Annotated in this window: 21 protein-coding genes and 1 pseudogene; 14 read left to right on the top strand and 8 right to left on the bottom strand. The window is 68.9% G+C overall.

Annotated elements, in window-relative coordinates; translation table 11 throughout:
- Nucleotides 1-15 precede the first annotated feature (15 nt).
- Together P5P27_RS07050 and P5P27_RS07045 are read right to left on the bottom strand one after the other, a co-directional pair.
- Nucleotides 16-219, bottom strand: a complete 204-nt coding sequence (locus P5P27_RS07050; protein WP_006896590.1) for a cold-shock protein — start codon at nucleotides 217-219, stop codon at nucleotides 16-18.
- 131 nt (nucleotides 220-350) lie between these two features.
- Complete coding sequence (locus P5P27_RS07045) at nucleotides 351-494, bottom strand: hypothetical protein (RefSeq protein ID WP_156150521.1); 144 nt, start codon at nucleotides 492-494, stop codon at nucleotides 351-353.
- A gap of 98 nt (nucleotides 495-592) precedes the next feature.
- Here P5P27_RS07045 and P5P27_RS07040 point away from each other — a divergent pair, with 98 nt between their 5' ends.
- A complete protein-coding gene (locus P5P27_RS07040) occupies nucleotides 593-973 on the top strand; it encodes an FAD-dependent monooxygenase (RefSeq protein ID WP_006896589.1) in 381 nt (126 codons plus the stop codon).
- 207 nt (nucleotides 974-1180) lie between these two features.
- On the opposite strand, the gene P5P27_RS07035 is transcribed toward P5P27_RS07040, so the two are convergent.
- The 6 genes from P5P27_RS07035 to P5P27_RS07010 form a co-directional block, all read right to left on the bottom strand.
- Nucleotides 1181-3415 carry an NADP-dependent isocitrate dehydrogenase gene (locus tag P5P27_RS07035; protein WP_006896588.1) on the bottom strand — a complete coding sequence of 745 codons (2235 nt, stop codon included), beginning with the start codon at nucleotides 3413-3415 and terminating at the stop codon, nucleotides 1181-1183.
- A 192-nt stretch (nucleotides 3416-3607) separates the two neighbouring features.
- On the bottom strand, nucleotides 3608-4228 hold the full coding sequence (locus tag P5P27_RS07030; RefSeq protein ID WP_006896587.1) for a DNA-3-methyladenine glycosylase I: 621 nt from the start codon (nucleotides 4226-4228) through the stop codon (nucleotides 3608-3610).
- Between the two features lie 50 nt (nucleotides 4229-4278).
- A complete protein-coding gene (locus P5P27_RS07025; RefSeq protein ID WP_372452528.1) occupies nucleotides 4279-4956 on the bottom strand; it encodes an alpha-ketoglutarate-dependent dioxygenase AlkB family protein in 678 nt (225 codons plus the stop codon).
- Nucleotides 4953-5537: a methylated-DNA--[protein]-cysteine S-methyltransferase gene (locus tag P5P27_RS07020; protein WP_006896585.1), complete on the bottom strand. Its 585-nt coding sequence runs from the start codon at nucleotides 5535-5537 to the stop codon at nucleotides 4953-4955. The genes P5P27_RS07025 and P5P27_RS07020 overlap by 4 nt, the downstream gene beginning before the upstream one ends.
- Nucleotides 5534-6037 carry an RNA polymerase sigma factor gene (locus P5P27_RS07015; RefSeq protein WP_006896584.1) on the bottom strand — a complete coding sequence of 168 codons (504 nt, stop codon included), beginning with the start codon at nucleotides 6035-6037 and terminating at the stop codon, nucleotides 5534-5536. The genes P5P27_RS07020 and P5P27_RS07015 overlap by 4 nt, the downstream gene beginning before the upstream one ends.
- A 9-nt stretch (nucleotides 6038-6046) precedes the next feature.
- Nucleotides 6047-6556 (bottom strand): methylated-DNA--[protein]-cysteine S-methyltransferase, encoded by a 510-nt coding sequence (locus P5P27_RS07010; RefSeq protein ID WP_039867493.1) that lies wholly within the window; start codon nucleotides 6554-6556, stop codon nucleotides 6047-6049.
- Between the two features lie 107 nt (nucleotides 6557-6663).
- Between P5P27_RS07010 and P5P27_RS07005 the strand changes: the two genes are divergently transcribed.
- The 13 genes and pseudogenes from P5P27_RS07005 (at nucleotide 6664) to nuoL (ending at nucleotide 20287) form a co-directional block, all read left to right on the top strand.
- Nucleotides 6664-7500, top strand: coding sequence for a bifunctional hydroxymethylpyrimidine kinase/phosphomethylpyrimidine kinase (locus tag P5P27_RS07005; RefSeq protein ID WP_052692458.1), 837 nt, complete (start codon nucleotides 6664-6666; stop codon nucleotides 7498-7500).
- Nucleotides 7501-7560: 60 nt separating this feature from the next.
- Entirely contained in the window at nucleotides 7561-7971 is a 411-nt protein-coding gene (locus P5P27_RS07000) for a DNA-binding transcriptional response regulator (protein WP_006896581.1), read from the top strand.
- A gap of 137 nt (nucleotides 7972-8108) precedes the next feature.
- Entirely contained in the window at nucleotides 8109-8471 is a 363-nt protein-coding gene (locus tag P5P27_RS06995) for an NADH-quinone oxidoreductase subunit A (protein ID WP_006896580.1), read from the top strand.
- A gap of 37 nt (nucleotides 8472-8508) precedes the next feature.
- Nucleotides 8509-9063: a NuoB/complex I 20 kDa subunit family protein gene (locus P5P27_RS06990; RefSeq protein WP_006896579.1), complete on the top strand. Its 555-nt coding sequence runs from the start codon at nucleotides 8509-8511 to the stop codon at nucleotides 9061-9063.
- Nucleotides 9060-9752: an NADH-quinone oxidoreductase subunit C gene (locus P5P27_RS06985; RefSeq protein ID WP_045539934.1), complete on the top strand. Its 693-nt coding sequence runs from the start codon at nucleotides 9060-9062 to the stop codon at nucleotides 9750-9752. The genes P5P27_RS06990 and P5P27_RS06985 overlap by 4 nt, the downstream gene beginning before the upstream one ends.
- Entirely contained in the window at nucleotides 9752-11059 is a 1308-nt protein-coding gene (nuoD, locus tag P5P27_RS06980) for an NADH dehydrogenase (quinone) subunit D (protein WP_045539936.1), read from the top strand. The genes P5P27_RS06985 and nuoD overlap by 1 nt, the downstream gene beginning before the upstream one ends.
- Nucleotides 11056-13100: pseudogene (nuoF, locus tag P5P27_RS06975) on the top strand (NADH-quinone oxidoreductase subunit NuoF). Before nuoD ends, nuoF begins: the two are co-directional and overlap by 4 nt.
- Nucleotides 13097-15496 (top strand): NADH-quinone oxidoreductase subunit G, encoded by a 2400-nt coding sequence (locus P5P27_RS06970; protein WP_006896574.1) that lies wholly within the window; start codon nucleotides 13097-13099, stop codon nucleotides 15494-15496. The pseudogene nuoF and the gene P5P27_RS06970 overlap by 4 nt, the downstream one beginning before the upstream one ends.
- Entirely contained in the window at nucleotides 15489-16766 is a 1278-nt protein-coding gene (gene nuoH, locus P5P27_RS06965; protein WP_006896573.1) for an NADH-quinone oxidoreductase subunit NuoH, read from the top strand. Before P5P27_RS06970 ends, nuoH begins: the two co-directional genes overlap by 8 nt.
- Entirely contained in the window at nucleotides 16759-17277 is a 519-nt protein-coding gene (nuoI, locus tag P5P27_RS06960) for an NADH-quinone oxidoreductase subunit NuoI (protein ID WP_006896572.1), read from the top strand. The genes nuoH and nuoI overlap by 8 nt, the downstream gene beginning before the upstream one ends.
- Nucleotides 17274-18065 carry an NADH-quinone oxidoreductase subunit J gene (locus P5P27_RS06955; protein WP_062367591.1) on the top strand — a complete coding sequence of 264 codons (792 nt, stop codon included), beginning with the start codon at nucleotides 17274-17276 and terminating at the stop codon, nucleotides 18063-18065. The genes nuoI and P5P27_RS06955 overlap by 4 nt, the downstream gene beginning before the upstream one ends.
- 16 nt (nucleotides 18066-18081) lie before the next feature.
- Nucleotides 18082-18381: an NADH-quinone oxidoreductase subunit NuoK gene (gene nuoK, locus P5P27_RS06950; protein ID WP_006896570.1), complete on the top strand. Its 300-nt coding sequence runs from the start codon at nucleotides 18082-18084 to the stop codon at nucleotides 18379-18381.
- A 4-nt stretch (nucleotides 18382-18385) separates the two neighbouring features.
- Nucleotides 18386-20287 carry an NADH-quinone oxidoreductase subunit L gene (nuoL, locus tag P5P27_RS06945; protein WP_278126996.1) on the top strand — a complete coding sequence of 634 codons (1902 nt, stop codon included), beginning with the start codon at nucleotides 18386-18388 and terminating at the stop codon, nucleotides 20285-20287.
- Nucleotides 20288-20333 lie beyond the last annotated feature (46 nt).

Raw genomic sequence — 20333 nt, 5'->3', positions numbered from 1 at the left:
CGTGTGTCTAAGTCTTTAGACTGCTGTCACGTTCGTCGCCTGGGGGCCCTTGGCGCCCTGCTCCAGGTCGAACTCGACCCGCTGTGCTTCCTCCAGGTTGCGGAATCCTCCGCCGGAGATAGCCGAGTAGTGGACGAAGACGTCTTCACTACCGCTGTCGGGAGCGATGAAGCCGAAGCCCTTTTCGCCATTGAACCACTTGACGGTTCCTTGTGCCATGCTGTGTTACTGCTTTCTTCAGATTGCAGGGGGCAAAATCTGCCCACCCGCTTCATAGAGCATCTCACAGATCTGCGAACTTCGCAGTGCCGTGGCTCACCGCGCCCGTATCGAGCACAGATGCCCAGCGGTCAGGTGATCGATACCCGCTGCAGGTCCTGGCCGATCACCACCTCGCCGCCGTAGCCATTCGAGGCCCAGTTCTTCCAGCGCTCTCGGTCGATCGGCGTCTGCGAGACGCGGTGGGTTACCGCACCGCGGAGACGTGCGCGCACGTCGACCTCGCCGACGGCACCGTGGAGCGCGCCGAGGTGGTGATCGCGGGACCGTCCCCGCCGAGACCCCGCGCGCCGCGGGCGTCGATCTGTCGGAAGTGGACGTCTACGTAGGGCCTCGGGGCCACTTCGTGCACTACGGCCTGCGTGGCGGAGCGATGCTCAACCAGGTGTACGTCTTCGAGTCGCCGAAGGCCCTCGCCGGCGAAGAGGACTGGGGCACCCCCGATGAGCTGGACGCGGCCTTCGAGCACACCGTCGACTTCGTCCGCGACGAAGTGGCCCACATGTGGCGCGACAAGTGGTGGCGCATGTTCGACCGGGAACCGCTCGACGACTGGGTGCACGGCCGTATCGCACTGCGCCCGGCACCGGCGCGCCGACGGCGGCGTCGACTGGGACGCCGCGCTCGCCGGGTACAACGCGGTCCGTCTGGAGCACTGCCGCCGGGCACTGACCACGTCCCGGGCCTGGGGTGAGCTCTGGCACCTGGACGGCGAGTCACGCGCCACGGCCCTGGATCCCGAGGACGAGCCCGCGATGTTCACTCCGGTTCCGCTGTCGACCGCGGACGCCCTCATCCCGCGCGAGGGTTCCGGCGCGCCGTCATGACCGGCAGACGACGGACGGCCGATGGTCGATGACCATCGGCCGTCCGTCGGTCGTCACCGGGGTGGGCGCGTACCTCAGCCGCGCGCCTGCTCCAGTGCCGTGTTGAGCGTCTCGCTCGGGCACATCACCTTCTCCAGCTTCGCGGAGTCGGCGAGGTAGTAGCCGCCGAGATCGACCGAGTGGCCCTGGACCGCGGCGATCTCGTCGACGATGCGCTGCTCGTCGGCGGCCAGCTTCTCGGCCAGCGGAGCGAAGTGCGCGGCCAGTTCCGCGTCCTGCGTCTGCGCCGCCAGCTCCTGTGCCCAGTACATCGCCAGGTAGAACTGGCTGCCGCGGTTGTCGAGCTCGCCGGTCTTGCGCGACGGCGACTTCCGGTTGTCGAGCAGCTTGCTGGTCGCCGCGTCGAGCGTGGTGGCGAGGACCGCGGCCTTCTCGTTGTCGTACTTGCGGCCCATGTCCTCCAGGCTTGCGGCCAGCGCCAGGAACTCGCCCAGCGAATCCCAGCGGAGGTGATTCTCCTCGACCAACTGCTTGACGTGCTTGGGCGCGGAGCCGCCCGCACCGGTCTCGTAGAGTCCGCCGCCGGCCATCAGCGGCACGATCGAGAGCATCTTGGCGCTGGTGCCCAGCTCCAGGATCGGGAACAGGTCGGTCAGGTAGTCGCGCAGGATGTTGCCGGTCACCGAGATGGTGTCGAGACCGCGCCAGGCGCGCTCGAGGGTGTAGCGCATGGCGCGCACCTGGGACATGATCTGGATGTCCAGGCCCTCGGTGTCGTGGTCCTTCAGGTACTTCTTGACCAGCGTGATCAGGTTGTTCTCGTGCGGACGGTACGGGTCGAGCCAGAACACCGCGGGCATCCCCGAGGCGCGCGAACGCGTGACGGCCAGCTTGACCCAGTCCTGGATCGGCGCGTCCTTGACGATGCACATGCGCCAGATGTCGCCGGCCTCGACGTTCTGCGACAGAAGCACCTCGCCGGTGCCCGCGTCGACGATGTTGGCGACGCCGTCCTGCGGGATCTCGAAGGTCTTGTCGTGCGAGCCGTACTCCTCGGCCTTCTGCGCCATCAGTCCGACGTTCGGCACCGTGCCCATGGTGGTGGGGTCGAACGCGCCGTTGGTCTTGCAGAAGTTGATGATCTCCTGGTAGATCCGCGCGAAGGTCGACTCCGGCATCACCGCCTTGGTGTCCTTCTTGCGGCCGTCGGCGCCGTACATCTTGCCGCCGATGCGGATCATGGCAGGCATCGACGCGTCGACGATCACATCGCTGGGCGAGTGGAAGTTCGAGATGCCGCGCGCCGAGTCGACCATCGCCAACTCCGGGCGATGCTCGTGGCAGCGGTGCAGATCCTCGATGATCTCCTCGCGCTTGGACGCGGGCAGTGTGTCGATCTTCTCGTAGAGGTCCACGAGGCCGTTGTTGACGTTGACGCCGAGTTCGTCGAAGAGAGCGCCGTGCTTGGCGAAGGCGTCCTTGTAGAACACCTTGACGCAGTGGCCGAAGACGATCGGGTGCGAGACCTTCATCATGGTGGCCTTGACGTGGAGCGAGAACATGACGCCGGTCTCCTTGGCGTCGTTGAGCTGCTCCTCGTAGAACTCGAGCAGCGCCTTCTTGCTCATGAACATGCTGTCGATGACGTCGCCCTCGTCCAGCGGCACCGTCTTCATCACGTGCGTCTCGCCGTCGGCGGTCACCACCTCCATGCGCGCCTCGCACGCGTGGTCCATGATCATCGACTTCTCGCCCGCGTAGAAGTCGCCGTGCGTCATGTGCGCCACGTGCGACTGCGAGGCCATCGACCACTTACCCATGCTGTGCGGGTTCTTGCGCGCGTACTCCTTGACGGCCTTCGGCGCGCGCCGGTCGGAGTTACCTTCGCGGAGAACGGGATTGACCGCACTGCCCAGACATGCCGAGTAGCGGTTGCGGATCTCCTCCTCCTCCGGGGTCTTCGGATCCTGGGGGTAGTCCGGGACCGCGTAACCCTTGGCCTGCAGCTCGTGGATGGCCGCGTTCAGCTGCGGAACCGATGCGCTGATGTTGGGGAGCTTGATGATGTTGGTGTCGGGCTTCTGCGTCAGCCGACCGAGCTCGGCGAGATTATCGGGCACCTTCTGCTCGTCGGTCAGATAGTCCGGGAACGCGGCGAGGATGCGCGCTGCTACCGAGATGTCACTGGTCTGGACGTCGATGCCGGCGGGTTCTGCGAACGTGCGGATGATCGGCAGGAACGCGGAGGTCGCGAGTCGCGGTGCCTCGTCGGTGAGGGTGTAGATGATCGTCTGGTCCGTGGAGGCCATAGGTGGAAACCTCTTATCTGATCGTCGTTCTTGTGGAACTCTCTGATATTTAGTCGCATCCATTGTCCCGCTGCCGGTGATTCAAAACGACTCGACTCGCGAATGCGAGACGTTGCACACACTTCTGATTCCGCTGACCTGCGTCGCTAGCTGTAGTAAGCGGCACAAACCCTCGCCCACACGGCGCCGGCGTCAGTCCGGCCATACCCCCGACGTCCCCCGGCGATGAGAGCCCAGCAGATGGGTGTCGACGATTCCGACCGCCTCCATCAGCGCGTACATCGTGGTCGGTCCGACGAAGGAGAAGCCTTCGCGTCTCAGCGCTTTCGCCAGCGCCTTCGACTCGGGCGACTGGGTGGGCACGTCCGCGTGCGTGCGCGGACGCGGCGTCTCGTCGGGCCGGAAGCTCCAGATGAACTCGGCCAGACCGCCCTTCTCGCGCAGCGACAGGGTGGCCCCGGCGTTGGTGATCGCGGCGAGGATCTTCGCTCGGTTGCGCACGATCCCGGCGTCGTTCATCAGTCGGGCGACGTCGGCCTCGCCGTAGCGGGCCACGCGTTCCGGATCGAAGCCGTCGAAGGCCCGGCGGAACGCGGGGCGTTTGCGCAGAATCGTCGCCCACGACAGCCCCGACTGGAAGGCCTCGAGACTGAGTCGTTCGTAGAGGCCCTGCTCATCACGCACGGGCACACCCCACTCGGTGTCGTAGTACTCGCGAAGGAGCGGATCGGTGCTCGCCCACACCGGGCGCGCGAGGCCGTCGTCGCCGACCACCAGGCCGGAGCCGGTGACGTCCTCGGGTTCTGCAGTCATGGTGTCCTTCCTGAAATCCTCACTCGCCCGTCACCGGCTTCGGCTCGCCATCACTCCGACAGCCCGGTGACCCGCATGGTGATGTTGATCCGGCCCGCCGCGAGACCGCAGTCGTCCGGCGCGGTGCCCGGATGGATGCGCTGCACGCCGTGATACGCCAGCCGCAACGGTCCGCCGAAGACGAACAGGTCCCCCGACTCCAGGTCGAAGTCCCGGTACGGTCGACTCCGGTTCTCGGTGTTGCCGAACCGGAAACGCGCCGTATCGCCGATCGACAGCGAGACCACCGGCTCGCGCGACACCTCGTCCCGGTCCTGATGCATCCCCATCCTCGCGCCGGCGTCGTAGTAGTTCACAAGCGCCGTGTCGGGCGTGTACCGCTCGGCGCTCGGATCGCCGGCCGCCGTCAGCGCCTGGCGCCCCAGCCGCACCATCCAGTCCGGGAAGCCGAGCACCCGGCGCCCGTTGACGTCGACGGCGTCGCGCGAGTACCGGTACGGACGCCAATGCCAGCCGAGGCAGACGGTCCGCACGCTCATCCGATGCTCCCCGATGCGCGCCGAATGCGGCGGCACCGGTCCGGCCGCCCACCGGCGGTACTGCGCGACCAACCACCGCTGCTGGTGCGGCGTGAGCCACCCGCGGACCAGCGCCGCGCCGTCCGGGAGCTCGGGCGGCGGCCGCCCCGGATCGTCGTCGCCGAAGAGCGAGTTCGGGCTCCCGTTCACGCGACACGCTCCAGCGTCAGCAGTGCCGTCTTCGCTTCGACGCCCCCCAGATAGCCGCCGAGGCTCCCGTCGGCGCGCAGCACCCGATGGCATGGGACGACGACGGGCAACGGGTTGGTGGCGCATGCGGTGCCGACCGCGCGCACGGCCCCCGGGTTACCCACCGACTCGGCGACCTCCCGGTACGACTGCGTGTGCCCGTACCCGATGTGCGGCAGATACCGCTGCACCGTCTGCCGGAAGCCGGACGACAGCCGGAAGTCCAGCGCCACGTCGAATTGCCGGCGCCGGCCGCGGAAGTACTCGTCCAACTGTGCTGCGACGACGTCGAGCCGACGCGGCGCGCGAAGTATCCGGGAACTCACCTTCGCGGCCAGAACGTCCAGCACCGCGTCGAAGTCCTCGCTCTCGAACGCGATGCGGACCAATCCGGCCTCGGTGGCGGCCAGGAGCAGCGGCCCGATCGGGGTCTCGACCGTCCGATACGCCACGTCCAGCAGCGCGTTCTCGTCAGCGGCTGTCGTGAGCCGGGCGTGCAGCCGGCCGAGGTCGTCCGGTGCGACCGGGAACAGGTCCGTCATCGCGGGCCTCCCTTCTCCGAGCAGGTGCCGGTGGTGCCGTAGGTCTTGCGCAGGGATCTGATGCCGTCGGCGGCGGCGCGCCGGACCGCCGCGGGCGTTCCGCCGATGATCTCGGCCGTCTCGACGTGACTGAGCCGAGCGAGGTAGTGGTAGCCGACCGCCAGACGCTGCCGGGGCGGGAGGTCGGCGACCGCGTCCCACACGTCCGCGTCCCCGGTTCCCGGCAGCCCGTATTGCGACTCCCGTTCGGGCACCTCGTCGATCGGCACCGCGTTCCGCGCACGCGCCCGGATGACGTCGATCGCCTTCCGTTGCGCCACCCGGACCAGCCAGGCTTCGACGTCGGTGCCCTCCTCCAGATCCGGCCACGCTCGCAGCGCCGCCAGAAAGGTCTCCGACCACGCGTCGTCCGCATCCGGGCCGGCACCGAGCACACCGCGGCACACGCGCAGCACAACGGCTCCGTGCTGCGCGACGATCCGGTCGAAGGGCTCCCTCATCGTGGATCGTCAGAACAGGCGGGCATCGGACACCTCCGGCGGTTCTTCGATCTCCAGCAGCCGACGTTTGCGATCCAGCCCGCCGGCGTACCCGGTGAGCGAGCCGTCCGCGCCGATCACGCGGTGGCACGGAATGATCACGCTGATCGGGTTGCGGCCCACGCACTGACCGACGCGCTGTGCCAGGCGCGGGTTGCCGAGCCTGCGCGCGAGCTCACCGTACGTCGTCGTCTCCCCGTACGGGATCTCTCTCAGCATCGCCCACACCCGTTCGGAGAAATCGTCTCCGGAGGTCGCGATCTCGACGTCGAACTCACGCCGGTCGCCGGCGACGTACTCGTCGAGTTCCCGGGCCGCCTGGACGAACACCGGGTCGTCGGCGGCGGTCGGCTCCCCGTACTCCGTTTCGGGCGGCAGATGCCAGTGGTGGGGGAAGTAGACGGCTGTCAGTGCCGAGCCGTCGGCGACCATGGTCAACCGGCCCAGTTCGGTGTCCACCACCGCGTGTCGTCTCGTCATCGCACTCACCTCGCTTTCCATTCATAGAGCAGACGTTCTGGCGACGCCGAGTGTGAGGTCCCAGTGGCGTCGATCATGTGTGTCGTACCGGTAAGGTGTCGAGCGCCATGTACACCACCGACGACGCCCGCGACTTCGAACTCGATCCGCGCCCGGCACGAGTGGTCGCCTTCGGGTCGCAACTGGTCTTCGGCTCCGTCGGTCTCAACGCGGCCATGCCCGTCTACGAAGAGGCCGGTGTCCGTTGTGCGGCCGTTCCCACACTCGTCCTGAGCAATCTCCCCCATTACCCGTCGGTGCAGACCGTCGAGGTCACGCCGGAATGGATCGACGCCGCCCTGCGCGACCTCGGCGCCACGGGCGCCCTGCGCGCGGTGGAGGCGATAGCCGTCGGCTATCTGGCGTCGCCGGGACAGGCGCACGCCATCGCCGCGTGGTACCGCTCACTCGACGAGCGCGAGCGTCCGCCGCTGATCCTCGATCCGACCTTCGGCGACTCGGACGTCGGCTTCTACACCGACCCCGCCGTCGCCCCGGCACTCCGCGACGCGCTGGTGCCGCTGGCGGCGGTACTCACGCCGAACCGATTCGAACTCGAGCACCTCGTCGGCCCCGAACACCCCGCCGGCGAAGCCTCGGATGAGGCCGACTCCGGCATCACCGGCCTGGCACGCAGACTCCTCCTCCCCGCCGGCCGCGCGCCCTCCGATCACTGCACCGTGATCGTGACGGGCGTGCACACCGACGCGGGCGTGATCGACAACCTCATCGTGACCGCCGACGAGCAGCGGACCGTGTCGGGCCCGGAGATCGCGACCTGGGCGAAGGGACTCGGCGACACCTTCACCGCCGCACTGGTGACCCGCCTCCTCACCGGCGACGACGTTCACGCCGCGGTCGCCGCCGCGGCGGCTCGCGTCCGGTACGCGATCGAACACCGGTGACCGAGCACCCGCTCGGCGAAAGCACCCAGACGGCGACCGCGTCGCACTAGGGTCGACACCGTGAGCCGCTCGAACAGTTCTCCGGCCGACGATCGCGTCACTGCGCGGGTCCTCGTCTACTCCGACGACTCCGGCACCCGCCGCCAGGTCCTCAGCGCACTCGGCGAACGCCTCCACCCCGACCTTCCCGATCTGGAGTACATCGAGGTGGCCACCGCGCCGATGGTGCTCGCTCACCTCGACGAGGGGACGGTCGATCTCGCGGTGCTCGACGGCGAGTCCGCGCCCACCGGCGGGCTCGGTCTGGCCAAGCAGATCCGCGACGAATACGACCCGTGCCCCCCGCTGCTCGTGCTCATCGCTCGCCGGGCCGACCGCTGGCTCGCCGACTGGTCGCGGGCCGACGCCACCGCCGATCTCCCGGTGGATCCGCTGGAGCTGCCGCGGACCGTCGTCGCGCTGTTGCGGTAGCCCTCGCCGACTCGCGACTTCACCGAGAAGTCCCACAGCACACGCAATTACGTGAGTAGGGTGTGGGTTGAGTCACAGATCATCTGGCACGTGATGGCCGTCTCGACCAGCACTGCGGAAGTGGAGGCTACGCCGGCATGAACGCTTACGGACCGATCCTCGTACTGGGTGCCATCGCGCTGGCGTTCGCACTCGTCTCCGTGGTCATCGCCTCCGTGATCGGCCCTCGCCGCCGCAACCGCGCCAAACTCGAGGCCTACGAATGCGGTATCGAACCGCTGCCCCCGACCGCCGGCGTCGTCCAGCGATTCCCGGTGAAGTACTACCTCACCGCGATGCTGTTCATCATCTTCGACATCGAGATCGTCTTCCTCTACCCCTGGGCGGTGGCCTCCGAGAGTCTCGGGTGGTTCGGGCTCATCGCCGTCGCCCTCTTCCTCGTCAACGTCTCAGTCGCCTACGCCTACGAATGGCGTCGCGGAGGACTCCGCTGGGACTGAGAGCACTGCGAACGAGCACGACCGAAGGAGGCGGGCAATGGGACTCGAAGAGCAACTCCCCGGCGGGTTCCTGCTGAGCACAGTCGAGAAGCTGGCGGGCTACATGCGCAAGGGGTCCCTGTGGCCCGCGACCTTCGGGCTGGCCTGCTGCGCGATCGAGATGATGGCCACCACAGCCGGCCGTTACGACCTCGCTCGCTTCGGCATGGAGGCCTTCCGAGCCTCTCCCCGGCAGGCCGATCTGATGATCGTGGCCGGACGCGTCAGCCAGAAGATGGCACCGGTTCTCCGCCAGATCTACGACCAGATGGCCGAGCCGAAGTGGGTCCTCGCGATGGGCGTCTGCGCGTCCTCCGGCGGGATGTTCAACAACTACGCGATCGTCCAGGGCGTCGACCACGTGGTGCCGGTCGACATCTACCTCCCCGGCTGCCCGCCGCGGCCGGAGATGCTGCTCAACGCGATCCTGATGCTCCACGAGCAGATTCAGCAGATGCCGCTCGGCGTCCACCGGGAGGAGGCGATCCGCGCCGCCGAGGCCGCCGCACTCTCCGCCCCGGCGACCATCGAGATGAAGGGACTGCTGCGATGAACGGCGAGGTGTCGCGGCCGCGGCCCGAGCACGAGGTGATCGGAGCACGACACGGCCTGTTCGGCGTCACCGGGACCGGCGACACATCGGGATACGGTCGCCTCGTCGCACCGATCACGCTGCCGGGCAACACGACCCGCCCCTTCGGCGGCTACTTCGACGAGATCCTCGACGAGTTGGAGACCGCGCTGGACCGCCGCGGCGTCCCGTTCGACGACGCCGTGGAGAAGACCGTCGTCGACCGCGGCGAGATGACGATCTTCGTGACCCGGGAGCACCTGCTGCCGGTCGCGGCCGCGCTGCGCGACGAGCCCGCCCTCCGCTTCGAACTGTGCCTCGGTGTCAGCGGGGTGCACTACCCCGACGAGGCCGGACGCGAACTCCACGCCGTGTACCCGCTGCGGTCGATCACCCACAACCGCCGTGTCCGGCTGGAGGTCGCGATACCCGACGCCGACCCGCACGTGGTCTCCCTGCTGCCGGTGTATCCGACCAACGACTGGCACGAGCGGGAGACGTACGACTTCTTCGGCATCGTCTTCGACGGACACCCGTCGCTGACCCGCATCGAGATGCCGGACGACTGGGAGGGCCACCCGCAACGCAAGGACTATCCGCTCGGCGGCATCCCGGTCGAGTACAAGGGTGCGACGATCGCGCCGCCCGATCAGCGGAGGCGGTACAACTGATGACCGGAGAATCCACGTTCACCGTCTCCGGCCGCGACTGGCAGGAGGTCGTCAGCGCGGTCCGCGAACGCGCGGCCGCCGCCCCCGACGACGAGCGGATCGTCGTCAACATGGGCCCGCAGCACCCGTCGACGCACGGGGTTCTTCGCCTGATCCTGGAGATCGACGGCGAGACCGTCACCGAGGCGCGGTGCGGAGTGGGTTACCTGCACACGGGAATCGAGAAGAACCTCGAGTACCGGACCTGGACGCAGGGGGTCACGTTCGTGACCCGGATGGACTATCTCTCGCCGTTCTTCAACGAGACCGCCTACTGCCTGGCGGTGGAGAAGCTGCTCGGCATCACCGACGACATCCCCGCGCGCGCGAGCGTGATCCGGGTGCTGCTCATGGAGCTCAATCGCATCGCCTCGCATCTGGTGGCTCTCGCGACCGGCGGCATGGAATTGGGCGCCGTGACGCCGATGTTCCTCGGCTTCGGCGCCCGCGAGACGATCCTCGACCTCTTCGAGGACATCACCGGACTGCGGATGAACCACGCGTTCATCCGTCCCGGCGGAGTGTCGCAGGACCTGCCCGACGGCGCCGAGGCGAAGATCGCCGCCGTCCTCGACGCGCTCGGCGCCCAGATCGGCGAGGTGGAGTCACTGCTCACCGACAACTACATCTGGAAGGCCCGGACCCAGGGCGTCGGCTACCTCGACCTCACCGGCGCCATGGCGCTCGGCGTCACCGGCCCGGTCCTCCGCGCCGCCGGACTACCGTACGACCTGCGTAGATCGGATCCGTACTGTGGCTACGAGAACTACGAGTTCGACGTCGTCACCGATACCGGCTGCGACGCCTACGGCCGCTACCTCATCCGCGTGGAGGAGATGAAGCAGTCCGTCCGGATCGCCCGGCAGTGCCTGGACGCCCTAGAGCCGGGACCGGTGATGGTGGCCGACCGCAAGCTGGCCTGGCCCGCCGACCTCGCCGTCGGCCCCGACGGTCTGGGCAACTCTCCCGAGCACATCGCCGAGATCATGGGGATGTCGATGGAAGCGCTGATCCATCACTTCAAGCTCGTGACCGAGGGGATGCGCGTGCCGTCCGGTCAGTGCTACGTCGCGATCGAGTCGCCACGCGGCGAGCTCGGTGTCCACATGGTCTCCGACGGCGGCACCCGGCCCTACCGCGTCCACTTCCGCGATCCGTCGTTCACCAATCTGCAGGCCGTGGCCGCGATGTGCGAGGGCGGCCTGGTGGCCGACGTGATCACCGCGGTCGCCAGCATCGATCCGGTGATGGGAGGCGTCGACCGATGAATGAACCCGTCCGCCTGGAGTTGTCGGCCGGTCCGCCGGTCTACTCGACCGGAGTCCCGCATCCGCCGGTGGAGTTCGCCGGTCCCGAGCACTATTCGGCCGAGGACACCGCGGCACTGGCCGACGACGCGGCCACGATCATCGGCCGCTACCCGCAGTCGCGCTCGGCGCTGCTTCCGCTGCTGCATCTGGTCCAGAGTCACGACGGCTACCTCACCCGAGCCGGGATCGCCTTCTGCGCGGAGCAGCTCGACCTGACCGCGGCGCAGGTGGCGTCGGTGGCGACCTTCTACTCGATGTACCGCCGCGCACCCACCGGCGACTACCTGGTCGGGATCTGCACCAACACGCTGTGCGCGGTGATGGGCGGCGATGCGATCGCCTCCCGGATCACCGATGAGCTCGGCGTCCGCCCCGGCGAGACCACCGCCGACGGGCGGGTCACCGTCGAGCACGTCGAGTGCAATGCGGCCTGCGACCACGCGCCGGTGGTGATGGTCAACTGGGAGTTCTTCGACGACCAGACTCCCGAATCGGTGCAACAGCTCCTCGACGATCTGCGCGCCGGCGTGCCGCGATCGCCGACGCGCGGATCGGACACACTGTGCACGTTCCGCCAGACGGCACGCCTGCTGGCCGGCGTGGAGGAGGCGCCGAAATGATCGCCGTGAGCCTGCCCTCGTCCACCCCGGAACCGGCCCGCGTTCCGATACTCAGCAGACACTGGGACGAGCCGGAGTCGTGGACGCTGCGCAGCTACATGGGCCAGAACGGGTATCAGGGGCTCAAGGCCGCGCTGCGACTGTCGCCCGACGAGGTGATCGAGCAGGTCAAGGCGTCCGGGCTCCGGGGCCGCGGCGGCGCGGGCTTCCCGGTCGGCACCAAATGGTCGTTCATCCCGCAGGGCCCGGCACCCGGCGGCGACGGGACACCGCACTACCTCGTGGTCAACGCCGACGAGTCGGAGCCGGGCACCTGCAAGGACATGCCGCTGCTCCTGGCCTCGCCGCACACGCTGGTGGAGGGGGTGATCATCGCGGCCTACGCGATCCGTGCCCACCATGCCTTCATCTACGTGCGCGGCGAGGTGGCCGGCGTGGTCCGCCGCCTGCGCACCGCCGTCGAGGAGGCCTACGACGCCGGGCTGCTGGGCCGCGACGTCCTCGGGTCGGGCTTCGCGCTCGACCTGGTGGTGCACGCCGGCGCGGGCGCCTACATCTGCGGTGAGGAGACCGCGCTCCTCGACTCACTGGAGGGCCGTCGCGGACAGCCGCGACTGCGGCCGCCGTTCCCCGCCGTCGCCGGGCTGTACGCCAGTCCGACCGTCGTGAACAACGTGGAATCGATCGCCAGCGTGCCGTCGATCATGCGCAACGGACCGGACTGGTTCCGCGAGTTCGGAACCGAGAAGTCGCCGGGCTTCACCATGTACTCCCTCTCCGGCCACGTCGCCCGGCCGGGCCAGTACGAGGCACCGCTCGGGATCACCCTGCGCGAGCTGCTGGCGCGGGCCGGCGGCGTGCGCGCCGGTCACGAGCTGAAGTTCTGGACGCCCGGCGGGTCGTCGACTCCGATGTTCACCGCCGAGCACCTCGACATCCCGCTCGATTACGAAGGAGTGGGGGCCGCGGGCTCCATGCTCGGAACCAAGGCGCTGCAGATCTTCGACGAGACGGTGTGCGTGGTCCGCGCCGTCCTGCGGTGGACGGAGTTCTACGCGCACGAATCCTGCGGGAAGTGCACCCCCTGCCGCGAGGGCACCTACTGGCTGGTGCAGCTGATGCGTCGCCTGGAGGCCGGCGACGCCACCGAAGCCGACCTCACCACGCTCACCGACGTCACCGACAGTGTGGTCGGCAAGTCGTTCTGCGCTCTGGGCGACGCCGCCGGTGCCCCGATCATGAGCTCGCTGACCCACTTCCGCGACGAGTACCTGGCGCACTTCCCGCACGACGGGCATCCGGGCGGCTGCCCGTTCGACCCCGAGAAGTCGACGGTCTTCGCGTCCGTGTCGCCCGAGTCCGAGGGAGGCGCGCGATGACCGCCGCGGCGACCGACCTGATCACCCTGACGATCGACGACGTCGAGGTCTCGGTCCCGAAGGGCACCCTCGTGATCCGCGCCGCGGAACTGATCGGCGTGGCGATTCCGCGCTTCTGCGACCACCCGTTGCTGGCGCCCGCCGGTGCCTGCCGGCAATGCCTCGTCGACGTGGAGGGCCAGCGCAAGCCGATGGCCTCGTGCACCATCGTCGCCACCGAGGGGATGGTGGTCCGCACCCAGCTCACCTCGGCCGACGCCCGCCGCGCCCAGGAGGGCGTGATGGAGCTGCTGCTCATCAACCACCCGCTCGACTGCCCCACGTGCGACAAGGGCGGCGAGTGTCCCCTGCAGAACCAGGCGATGTCGGCCGGACGGCCGCAGTCGCGCTACGGCGGCGTCAAACGGACGTTCACCAAACCGGTTCCGTTGTCGAGCGAGGTGTTGCTCGACCGCGAACGGTGCGTACTGTGCGCCCGGTGCACCCGCTTCTCCAACGAGATCGCGGGCGATCCGCTGATCGAGCTCGCCGAACGCGGCGCGTTGCAGCAGGTCAGCGCGTACGCCGACGAACCCTTCGAATCGTACTTCTCCGGCAACACCGTGCAGATCTGTCCGGTGGGAGCGTTGACGGGCACCGCGTATCGGTTCCGCTCGCGGCCCTTCGACCTGATCTCCTCGCCCAGCGTGTGCGAGCACTGCGCGGCCGGCTGCGCCCAGCGCACCGACCACCGGCGCGGCGAAGTGCTGCGACGGCTGGCCGGCGACGACCCCGAGGTGAACGAGGAGTGGAACTGCGACAAAGGCCGCTGGGCGTTCACCTACACCTCCCGGCCCGATCGCATCACCACACCGCTGGTGCGCGGCGACGACGGTGAGCTGCACCCGGCTCCGTGGTCGTACGCGCTCGCCGCCGCGGCGCGCGGCCTGAGTGCCGCGGGCAGTCGGACCGGAGTGCTCGTCGGCGGCCGCGCCACCGTGGAGGACGCCTACGCCTACGGCAAGTTCGCCCGCGTGGCGCTCGGCACCAACGACGTCGACTTCCGGATCCGCACCCACTCGGCGGAGGAGGATGACTTCCTCTCGGCACATGTGGCGGGCAGCGGGATCGGACTGACCTACGCCGAGCTCGAGCAGGCGTCGACGGTGGTCCTCGCCGGACTCGAACCGGAAGAGGAATGCCCGATCCTCTTCCTCCGCCTGCGCAAAGCGGTCCGGCGTCACGGTCAGGCGGTGCACACCGTCGCACCGTGGACCAGCCCCGGTGCCGCCAAGCTCGGCGGCTCCGTCCTGCAGTGCGTGCCGGGGCGAGAGGCCGCGGTGCTGCGCGGCCCCCGCGTGCACGAACTGCTCTCCGCACCCGGCGCGGCGCTCCTGATCGGGGAGCGCCTCGCCGGGTGTCCCGGTGCGCTGACCGCCGCAGCCGAGGTGGCCGCCGCCACCGGCGCCAGACTGGCCTGGGTGCCGAGAAGGGCGGGCGAACGCGGCGCCCTCGACGTCGGTGCGGCGCCCAACCTGCTTCCGGCCGGCCGGCCGCTCTCCTCCGAACGGGCCCGGCGCGACGTCGCAGCGATCTGGGGTGTTCAACCGCAGGCAGCACCCGGCCGCGACACCGCGCACATCTTGAGTGCGCTCACCACCGGAGACCTGTCGGCCGCGCTCGTCGGCGGCGTGGAACTCGGGGATCTGCCGAGTCCGTCGGCGGGCGATGCGGCACTCGCGGCCGCCGGTTTCGTGGTCAGTCTGGAACTTCGCCGCAGTTCGGTCACCGCACACGCCGACGTGGTGCTCCCGGTGGCCGCCGTGGCCGAGAAGCCGGGCACGTTCGTCGACTGGGAGGGGCGCCCGCGTCCCTTCGACGTGGCCCTGCCGCCGGCGCAGTCGAACGGAGCCGCGCTGCCGCTCTCGGATCACCGCGTGCTCCACGCGCTCGGGCGGGAGATGGGTTTCGACCTGCGGTGCGACGACCCGGGCACCATTCACCGCGAGTTCGCGGAGATCGGCGGCTGGACCGGCGAACGGCATCGGCCGGCGCCCGGACCGGCCGCCGAGCGCGGCGAGCCGCCGGCGCCGGAGGCGGGCCAGGCCGTGCTCGCGTCGTGGCGGATGCTCCTGGACTTCGGCCGCATGCAGGACGGAGAGCCGCATCTGGCGGGCACGGCACGGCCGGCCACCGTGCGGCTCTCGGCCGCCACCGCCGCGGAGATCGGCGCCGCCGACGGCGAGCGCGTCGTCGTCTCGACCGATCACGGGGCGATCGCCCTTCCCCTGACGGTCACGGATCTGCCCGACCGCGTGGTGTGGCTGCCGATGAACTCCCCCGGTTCGCGGGTCTGCCCGATACTCGAGGCGGAGCCGGGCGCGATCGTCACGATCGGGAGGGACGATCATGCCTGACCTGTCGAGCTTCGGACACGACGCCTGGTGGCTGATGCTGGGCAAGTCGGTCCTCATCTTCGTCTTCCTGGTTCTGACCGTGCTCGTCGCCATCCTCGCCGAACGCAAGATCATGGCGCGGATGCAGTATCGGATCGGCCCCAACCGGGTCGGCTGGCACGGGGCGCTGCAATCCCTGGCCGACGGTGTGAAGCTGGCACTCAAGGAAGGCCTCACCCCGTTCGGCGTGGACAAGGTGCTCTACCTCCTGGCGCCGATCATCTCGGTGGTCCCGGCCATCATGGCGTTCGCCGTGATCCCGATGGGACCCGAGGTGTCGGTGTTCGGTCATCACACACCGCTGCAGCTCACCGACCTGCCGGTCGGGGTCCTGTACGTGCTGGCGATGGCGTCGATCGGCGTGTACGGGATCGTCCTCGCCGGCTGGTCGTCGGGATCGACCTATCCGCTGCTGGGGGGACTCCGTTCCACCGCGCAGGTGATCTCCTACGAGATCGCGATGGGCCTGTCGTTCGCGGCGGTCTTCCTGCTCTCGCGCACGATGTCGACCTCGGAGATCGTCGCGGGCCAGGTCCACCACTGGTACGTGCTGCTGGTGCTGCCGTCGTTCGTCATCTACGCGATCTCGATGGTCGGTGAGACCAATCGCGCACCGTTCGACCTCCCCGAAGCGGAGGGCGAGCTCGTCGGCGGATTCCACACCGAGTACTCGTCGCTGAAGTTCGCGATGTTCATGCTCGCCGAGTACATCAACATGGCCACCGTGTCGGCGCTCGCGACAACGCTATTCCTGGGCGGCTGGCAGGCGCCGTGGCCCCTGTCGATCTGGGACGGCGCCAACTCGGGATGGTGGCCGCTGCTCTGGTTCGTGGGCAAGATGTGGGCCTTCCTGTTCGTCTTCTTCTGGCTCCGCACCACGCTTCCCCGACTGCGGTACGACCAGTTCATGGGTCTGGGATGGAAGGTCCTGATCCCGTTCGCCCTGGCCTGGGTGATGGTGGTCGCCGTGATCCGGGAGGCCACCCGTGACTCGTCCGAGTGGACGGCGGGGGTGATCCTGGCGGCCGCCGGTCTGGTCGTCGCGGCGGCGCTGCTGTTCACGATCGCGCGGGTGGTCGGCCGGCGTCCCGGGCCCGCGCCCGACCGTCCGGATCCCGCCGCCCCGTTCGATCCGATGGCGGGCGGGTTCCCCGTCCCGCCGCTGCCGGGCCAGGTGCTGCCCGATCCCATGCTTCCGCGCTCGACGTCCAAGGAGGCCCCTCATGTCTGATTCCAGACTCCCCGACGCTCTCGCCGGCTTCGGCGTCACCTTCTCCGGCATGTTCCGCAAGACGATCACCGAACAGTATCCGGAGCAGAAGGAACCGACCGCCCGGCGCTACCACGGCAGACACCAGCTCAACCGGTACGCCGACGGACTGGAGAAGTGCATCGGCTGTGAACTCTGCGCGTGGGCGTGTCCCGCCGACGCGATCTACGTCGAGGGCGCCGACAACACCGACGACGAGCGTTACTCTCCCGGTGAGCGCTACGGGCGCGTGTACCAGATCAACTACCTGCGCTGCATCGGATGCGGACTGTGCATCGAGGCCTGCCCCACCCGCGCGCTGACCATGACCAACGAGTACGAGATGGCCGCGCCGACGCGCGCCGGAATGATCTACGAGAAGGACCAGCTGCTGGCTCCGATGGAACCGGGGATGAGGCCCACGCCGCACCCGATGGCCGAGGGAACCCGCGCGGAGAACTACTATCGCGGCGACGTGGGGCCCGACGCATGACGTCGATGCTGGCCGAGGAACTCGTCCGTACCTCCGGCACCGAGGCCGTCACCTTCTGGGTGCTCGGCGCGGTGGTGGTGATCGGGGCGCTCGGGGTGGTGCTGAGTCCCAAAGCCGTCTATTCGGCCGTCTTCCTCGCGATGACCATGATCGTGCTGGCGGTCTTCTACGTGATGCAGGGCGCTCTCTTCCTCGGTGTGGTGCAGGTGGTGGTCTACACCGGCGCGGTGATGATGCTGTTCCTGTTCGTGCTGATGCTGATCGGAATCGACTCCTCGGAGTCGCTGGTGGAGACCATCCGGGGCCAGCGATTCGCGGCCGCGGGGCTCGGCCTGGGCTTCGCCGTTCTGCTGATCGCCGCGATCGGCACCGCCTCGCTGGCGACCTTCGCCGGCGCCCCCGATCACAGCCACTCCGCCGCGCCCGGCGGCGGCAACGAGAACATCCGCGCGCTCGCCGAACTGATCTTCGGCCGCTATCTGTGGGCCTTCGAGCTCACCGGCGCACTCCTGATCACCGCCACCCTCGGAGCGATGGTCCTGGCGCACCGCGAGCGCTTCGGTCCGCGCCGCGGGCAGCGCGAGCGGTCGGTGGAGCGCTTCAAGAACGGCGGTCACGTCACACCGCTGCCTCCGCCCGGCGTGTACGCGCGGCACAACGCCGTCGACGTTCCGGCGCGCGAGCCGGACGGATCGCCGTCGAAGCTGTCGGTGAACGCGACGATCACCGCGCGGGAGATCGACGCCGCGCGGGAGGCGGAGTCCGATCCGGCGCTGGAGGACCGATGACGTTGGAGGAACGCCGATGAACCCGGCCAACTACCTGTATCTCTCGGCGCTGCTGTTCGCGATCGGCGCCTCGGGCGTCCTGCTTCGACGCAACGCGATCGTGGTGTTCATGTGCATCGAGTTGATGCTCAATGCGGGCAACCTCTCGTTCGTCACCTTCGCCCGCATGCACGGCAGCCTCGACGGTCAGGTGATCGCCTTCTTCACGATGGTCGTCGCCGCCGCCGAGGTGGTGGTGGGACTGGCGATCATCATGATGATCTTCCGTACCCGCAGGTCGGCCTCGGTCGACGACGCCGACCTGTTGAGGCGGTGAACCGATGAGCCACGATCTCACCAGCGCCCTGCTCTGGCTGATCCCCGGACTGCCCGCCCTCGGCGCGGCCGTCCTGCTGATCGCCGGCCGCCGCACCGACCGCTGGGGCCACCTCGCCGCCACCGCGCTGGTGACGGTGTCGGCGGTGCTCGGAATCGCGATGTGGATCGGCATGATCGGGCGCGACGGCGGGGCCCGCACAGTGACCAGCGGAAGCTACCGGTGGATCACCGCCGGTGATTTCAGCGTCGACGCCGCGCTGCGCCTGGACCAGCTGTCGATGTGCTTCGTGCTGCTGATCACCGTCGTCGGCGCGCTGATCCACGTCTACTCGATCGGCTACATGAGTCACGACCCCGACCGCCGCCGGTTCTTCGCATACCTCAACCTGTTCGTCGCGGCGATGCTGATCCTCGTGCTCGCCGACAGCTACCTCGGGCTGTATCTGGGCTGGGAGGGCGTCGGTCTGGCGTCGTACCTGCTGATCGGCTTCTGGCAGCACAAGCCGAGTGCCGCGACGGCGGCCAAGAAGGCCTTCGTGATGAATCGGGTGGGCGACATCGGCATGGTGATCGCGCTGGCCGTCATGTTCGCGACCTTCGGCTCGGTGAGCTTCGACGGTGTCTTCGGCTCGGCGGCCACCGCGAGTGAGGCGACGCTGACGGCGATCTGCTTCATGCTGCTGCTCGGCGCGTGCGCGAAGTCGGCGCAGGTGCCGCTGCAGGCCTGGCTCGGCGACGCGATGGAGGGCCCCACCCCGGTCTCGGCGCTGATCCACGCGGCGACCATGGTGACCGCGGGCGTCTACCTGATCACCCGGTCGGCGCCGCTGTTCGATCTGGCTCCGCACGCGCAGACCGCCGTCGTGGTCGTCGGCGCGGTGACCCTTCTCTTCGGCGCGATCATCGGCTGCGCCAAGGACGACATCAAGAAGGCGCTCGCCGCCTCCACCATGAGTCAGATCGGCTACATGGTCCTCGCCGCCGGACTCGGGCCCGCCGGGTACGCCTTCGCGATCCTGCATCTGCTCACCCACGGATTCTTCAAGGCCGGACTGTTCCTCGGGTCCGGCTCGGTGATGCACGCGATGAACGACGAGACCGACATGCGGCGCTTCGGAGGGCTCCGGGCCGCCATGCCGATCACGTTCGTCACGTTCGGGTTCGGCTACCTCGCGATCATCGGCGTCCCGCCGTTCGCGGGCTTCTACTCCAAAGACCACATCATCGAGGCCGCTTTCGGTGACGGCGGTGTTCGCGGATGGCTGCTGGGCGGGGTGGCCGTCGTCGGCGCGGGAGTCACCGCCTTCTACATGACGCGCGTGATGGTTCTGACCTTCCTCGGCGAGAAGCGGTGGGCACCCGACGCCAAGCCGCATGAGGCGCCGCGGTCGATGACCGGGCCGATGATCGTGCTGGCGGCCGGCTCCCTGCTCTCGGGCGGTCTGCTCGCGATCGGCGGCTCGCTCGCCGACTTCCTCGCGCCGGTGGTCGGCGCCGTCCCCGAGGAGAGCGGTCCGCTGCCCGCCTGGTCCGTGACCGTGATCGTGCTGGCCGTAGTGGTGGTCGGCGCGGCGATCGCCTGGCGTCAGTACGGGCGGGGTGATGTCCCGGAGACGGCACCGGCCGACGTCTCGGGTCTCACCGTCGCGGCGCGCGCCGACCTGTACGGCGACGCCTTCAACGAACGGGTCTTCGCGATCCCCGGTGCCCGGCTCACCGCCGGGCTGGTACGGGCGGAGGACCGTGGTCTCGGCGCGGTGCCCGCGGGGGTCGGAGCCGGCGTCACCGGACTGTCGGTCCTGGCCAGGCGCGGACAGAACGGCTTCGTCCGGTCGTATGCCCTTTCGATACTCGCGGGCACCGTCGCGGTGGCCGCCCTGACCCTGGTGGTGAGCGCGCTGTGACGAACTCCGGAACCGTTCCGTGGCTCACCGTGCTGTGGCTGCTGCC

This window comes from Gordonia sihwensis (assembly GCF_029632925.1).
Taxonomy (GTDB): domain Bacteria; phylum Actinomycetota; class Actinomycetes; order Mycobacteriales; family Mycobacteriaceae; genus Gordonia; species Gordonia sihwensis.
Note: the sequence above shows the minus strand (reverse complement) of the source record. Positions and strands in the feature narration are given on the sequence as shown.

Bases quoted from the DNA above. Each gene is read 5' to 3' on its own strand.
- P5P27_RS07010 (WP_039867493.1), bottom strand. From the start codon at position 6,556: ATGACGAGACGACACGCGGTGGTGGACACCGAACTGGGCCGGTTGACC.
- nuoL (WP_278126996.1), top strand. From the start codon at position 18,386: ATGAGCCACGATCTCACCAGCGCCCTGCTCTGGCTGATCCCCGGACTG.
- P5P27_RS07020 (WP_006896585.1), bottom strand. From the start codon at position 5,537: ATGACGGACCTGTTCCCGGTCGCACCGGACGACCTCGGCCGGCTGCAC.
- nuoK (WP_006896570.1), top strand. From the start codon at position 18,082: ATGAACCCGGCCAACTACCTGTATCTCTCGGCGCTGCTGTTCGCGATC.
- nuoH (WP_006896573.1), top strand. From the start codon at position 15,489: ATGCCTGACCTGTCGAGCTTCGGACACGACGCCTGGTGGCTGATGCTG.
- nuoD (WP_045539936.1), top strand. From the start codon at position 9,752: ATGACCGGAGAATCCACGTTCACCGTCTCCGGCCGCGACTGGCAGGAG.
- P5P27_RS07030 (WP_006896587.1), bottom strand. From the start codon at position 4,228: ATGACTGCAGAACCCGAGGACGTCACCGGCTCCGGCCTGGTGGTCGGC.
- P5P27_RS07005 (WP_052692458.1), top strand. From the start codon at position 6,664: ATGTACACCACCGACGACGCCCGCGACTTCGAACTCGATCCGCGCCCG.
- P5P27_RS06995 (WP_006896580.1), top strand. From the start codon at position 8,109: ATGAACGCTTACGGACCGATCCTCGTACTGGGTGCCATCGCGCTGGCG.
- P5P27_RS07035 (WP_006896588.1), bottom strand. From the start codon at position 3,415: ATGGCCTCCACGGACCAGACGATCATCTACACCCTCACCGACGAGGCA.
- P5P27_RS07050 (WP_006896590.1), bottom strand. From the start codon at position 219: ATGGCACAAGGAACCGTCAAGTGGTTCAATGGCGAAAAGGGCTTCGGC.
- nuoI (WP_006896572.1), top strand. From the start codon at position 16,759: ATGTCTGATTCCAGACTCCCCGACGCTCTCGCCGGCTTCGGCGTCACC.
- P5P27_RS06955 (WP_062367591.1), top strand. From the start codon at position 17,274: ATGACGTCGATGCTGGCCGAGGAACTCGTCCGTACCTCCGGCACCGAG.
- P5P27_RS06970 (WP_006896574.1), top strand. From the start codon at position 13,097: ATGACCGCCGCGGCGACCGACCTGATCACCCTGACGATCGACGACGTC.
- P5P27_RS06990 (WP_006896579.1), top strand. From the start codon at position 8,509: ATGGGACTCGAAGAGCAACTCCCCGGCGGGTTCCTGCTGAGCACAGTC.
- P5P27_RS06985 (WP_045539934.1), top strand. From the start codon at position 9,060: ATGAACGGCGAGGTGTCGCGGCCGCGGCCCGAGCACGAGGTGATCGGA.
- P5P27_RS07015 (WP_006896584.1), bottom strand. From the start codon at position 6,037: ATGAGGGAGCCCTTCGACCGGATCGTCGCGCAGCACGGAGCCGTTGTG.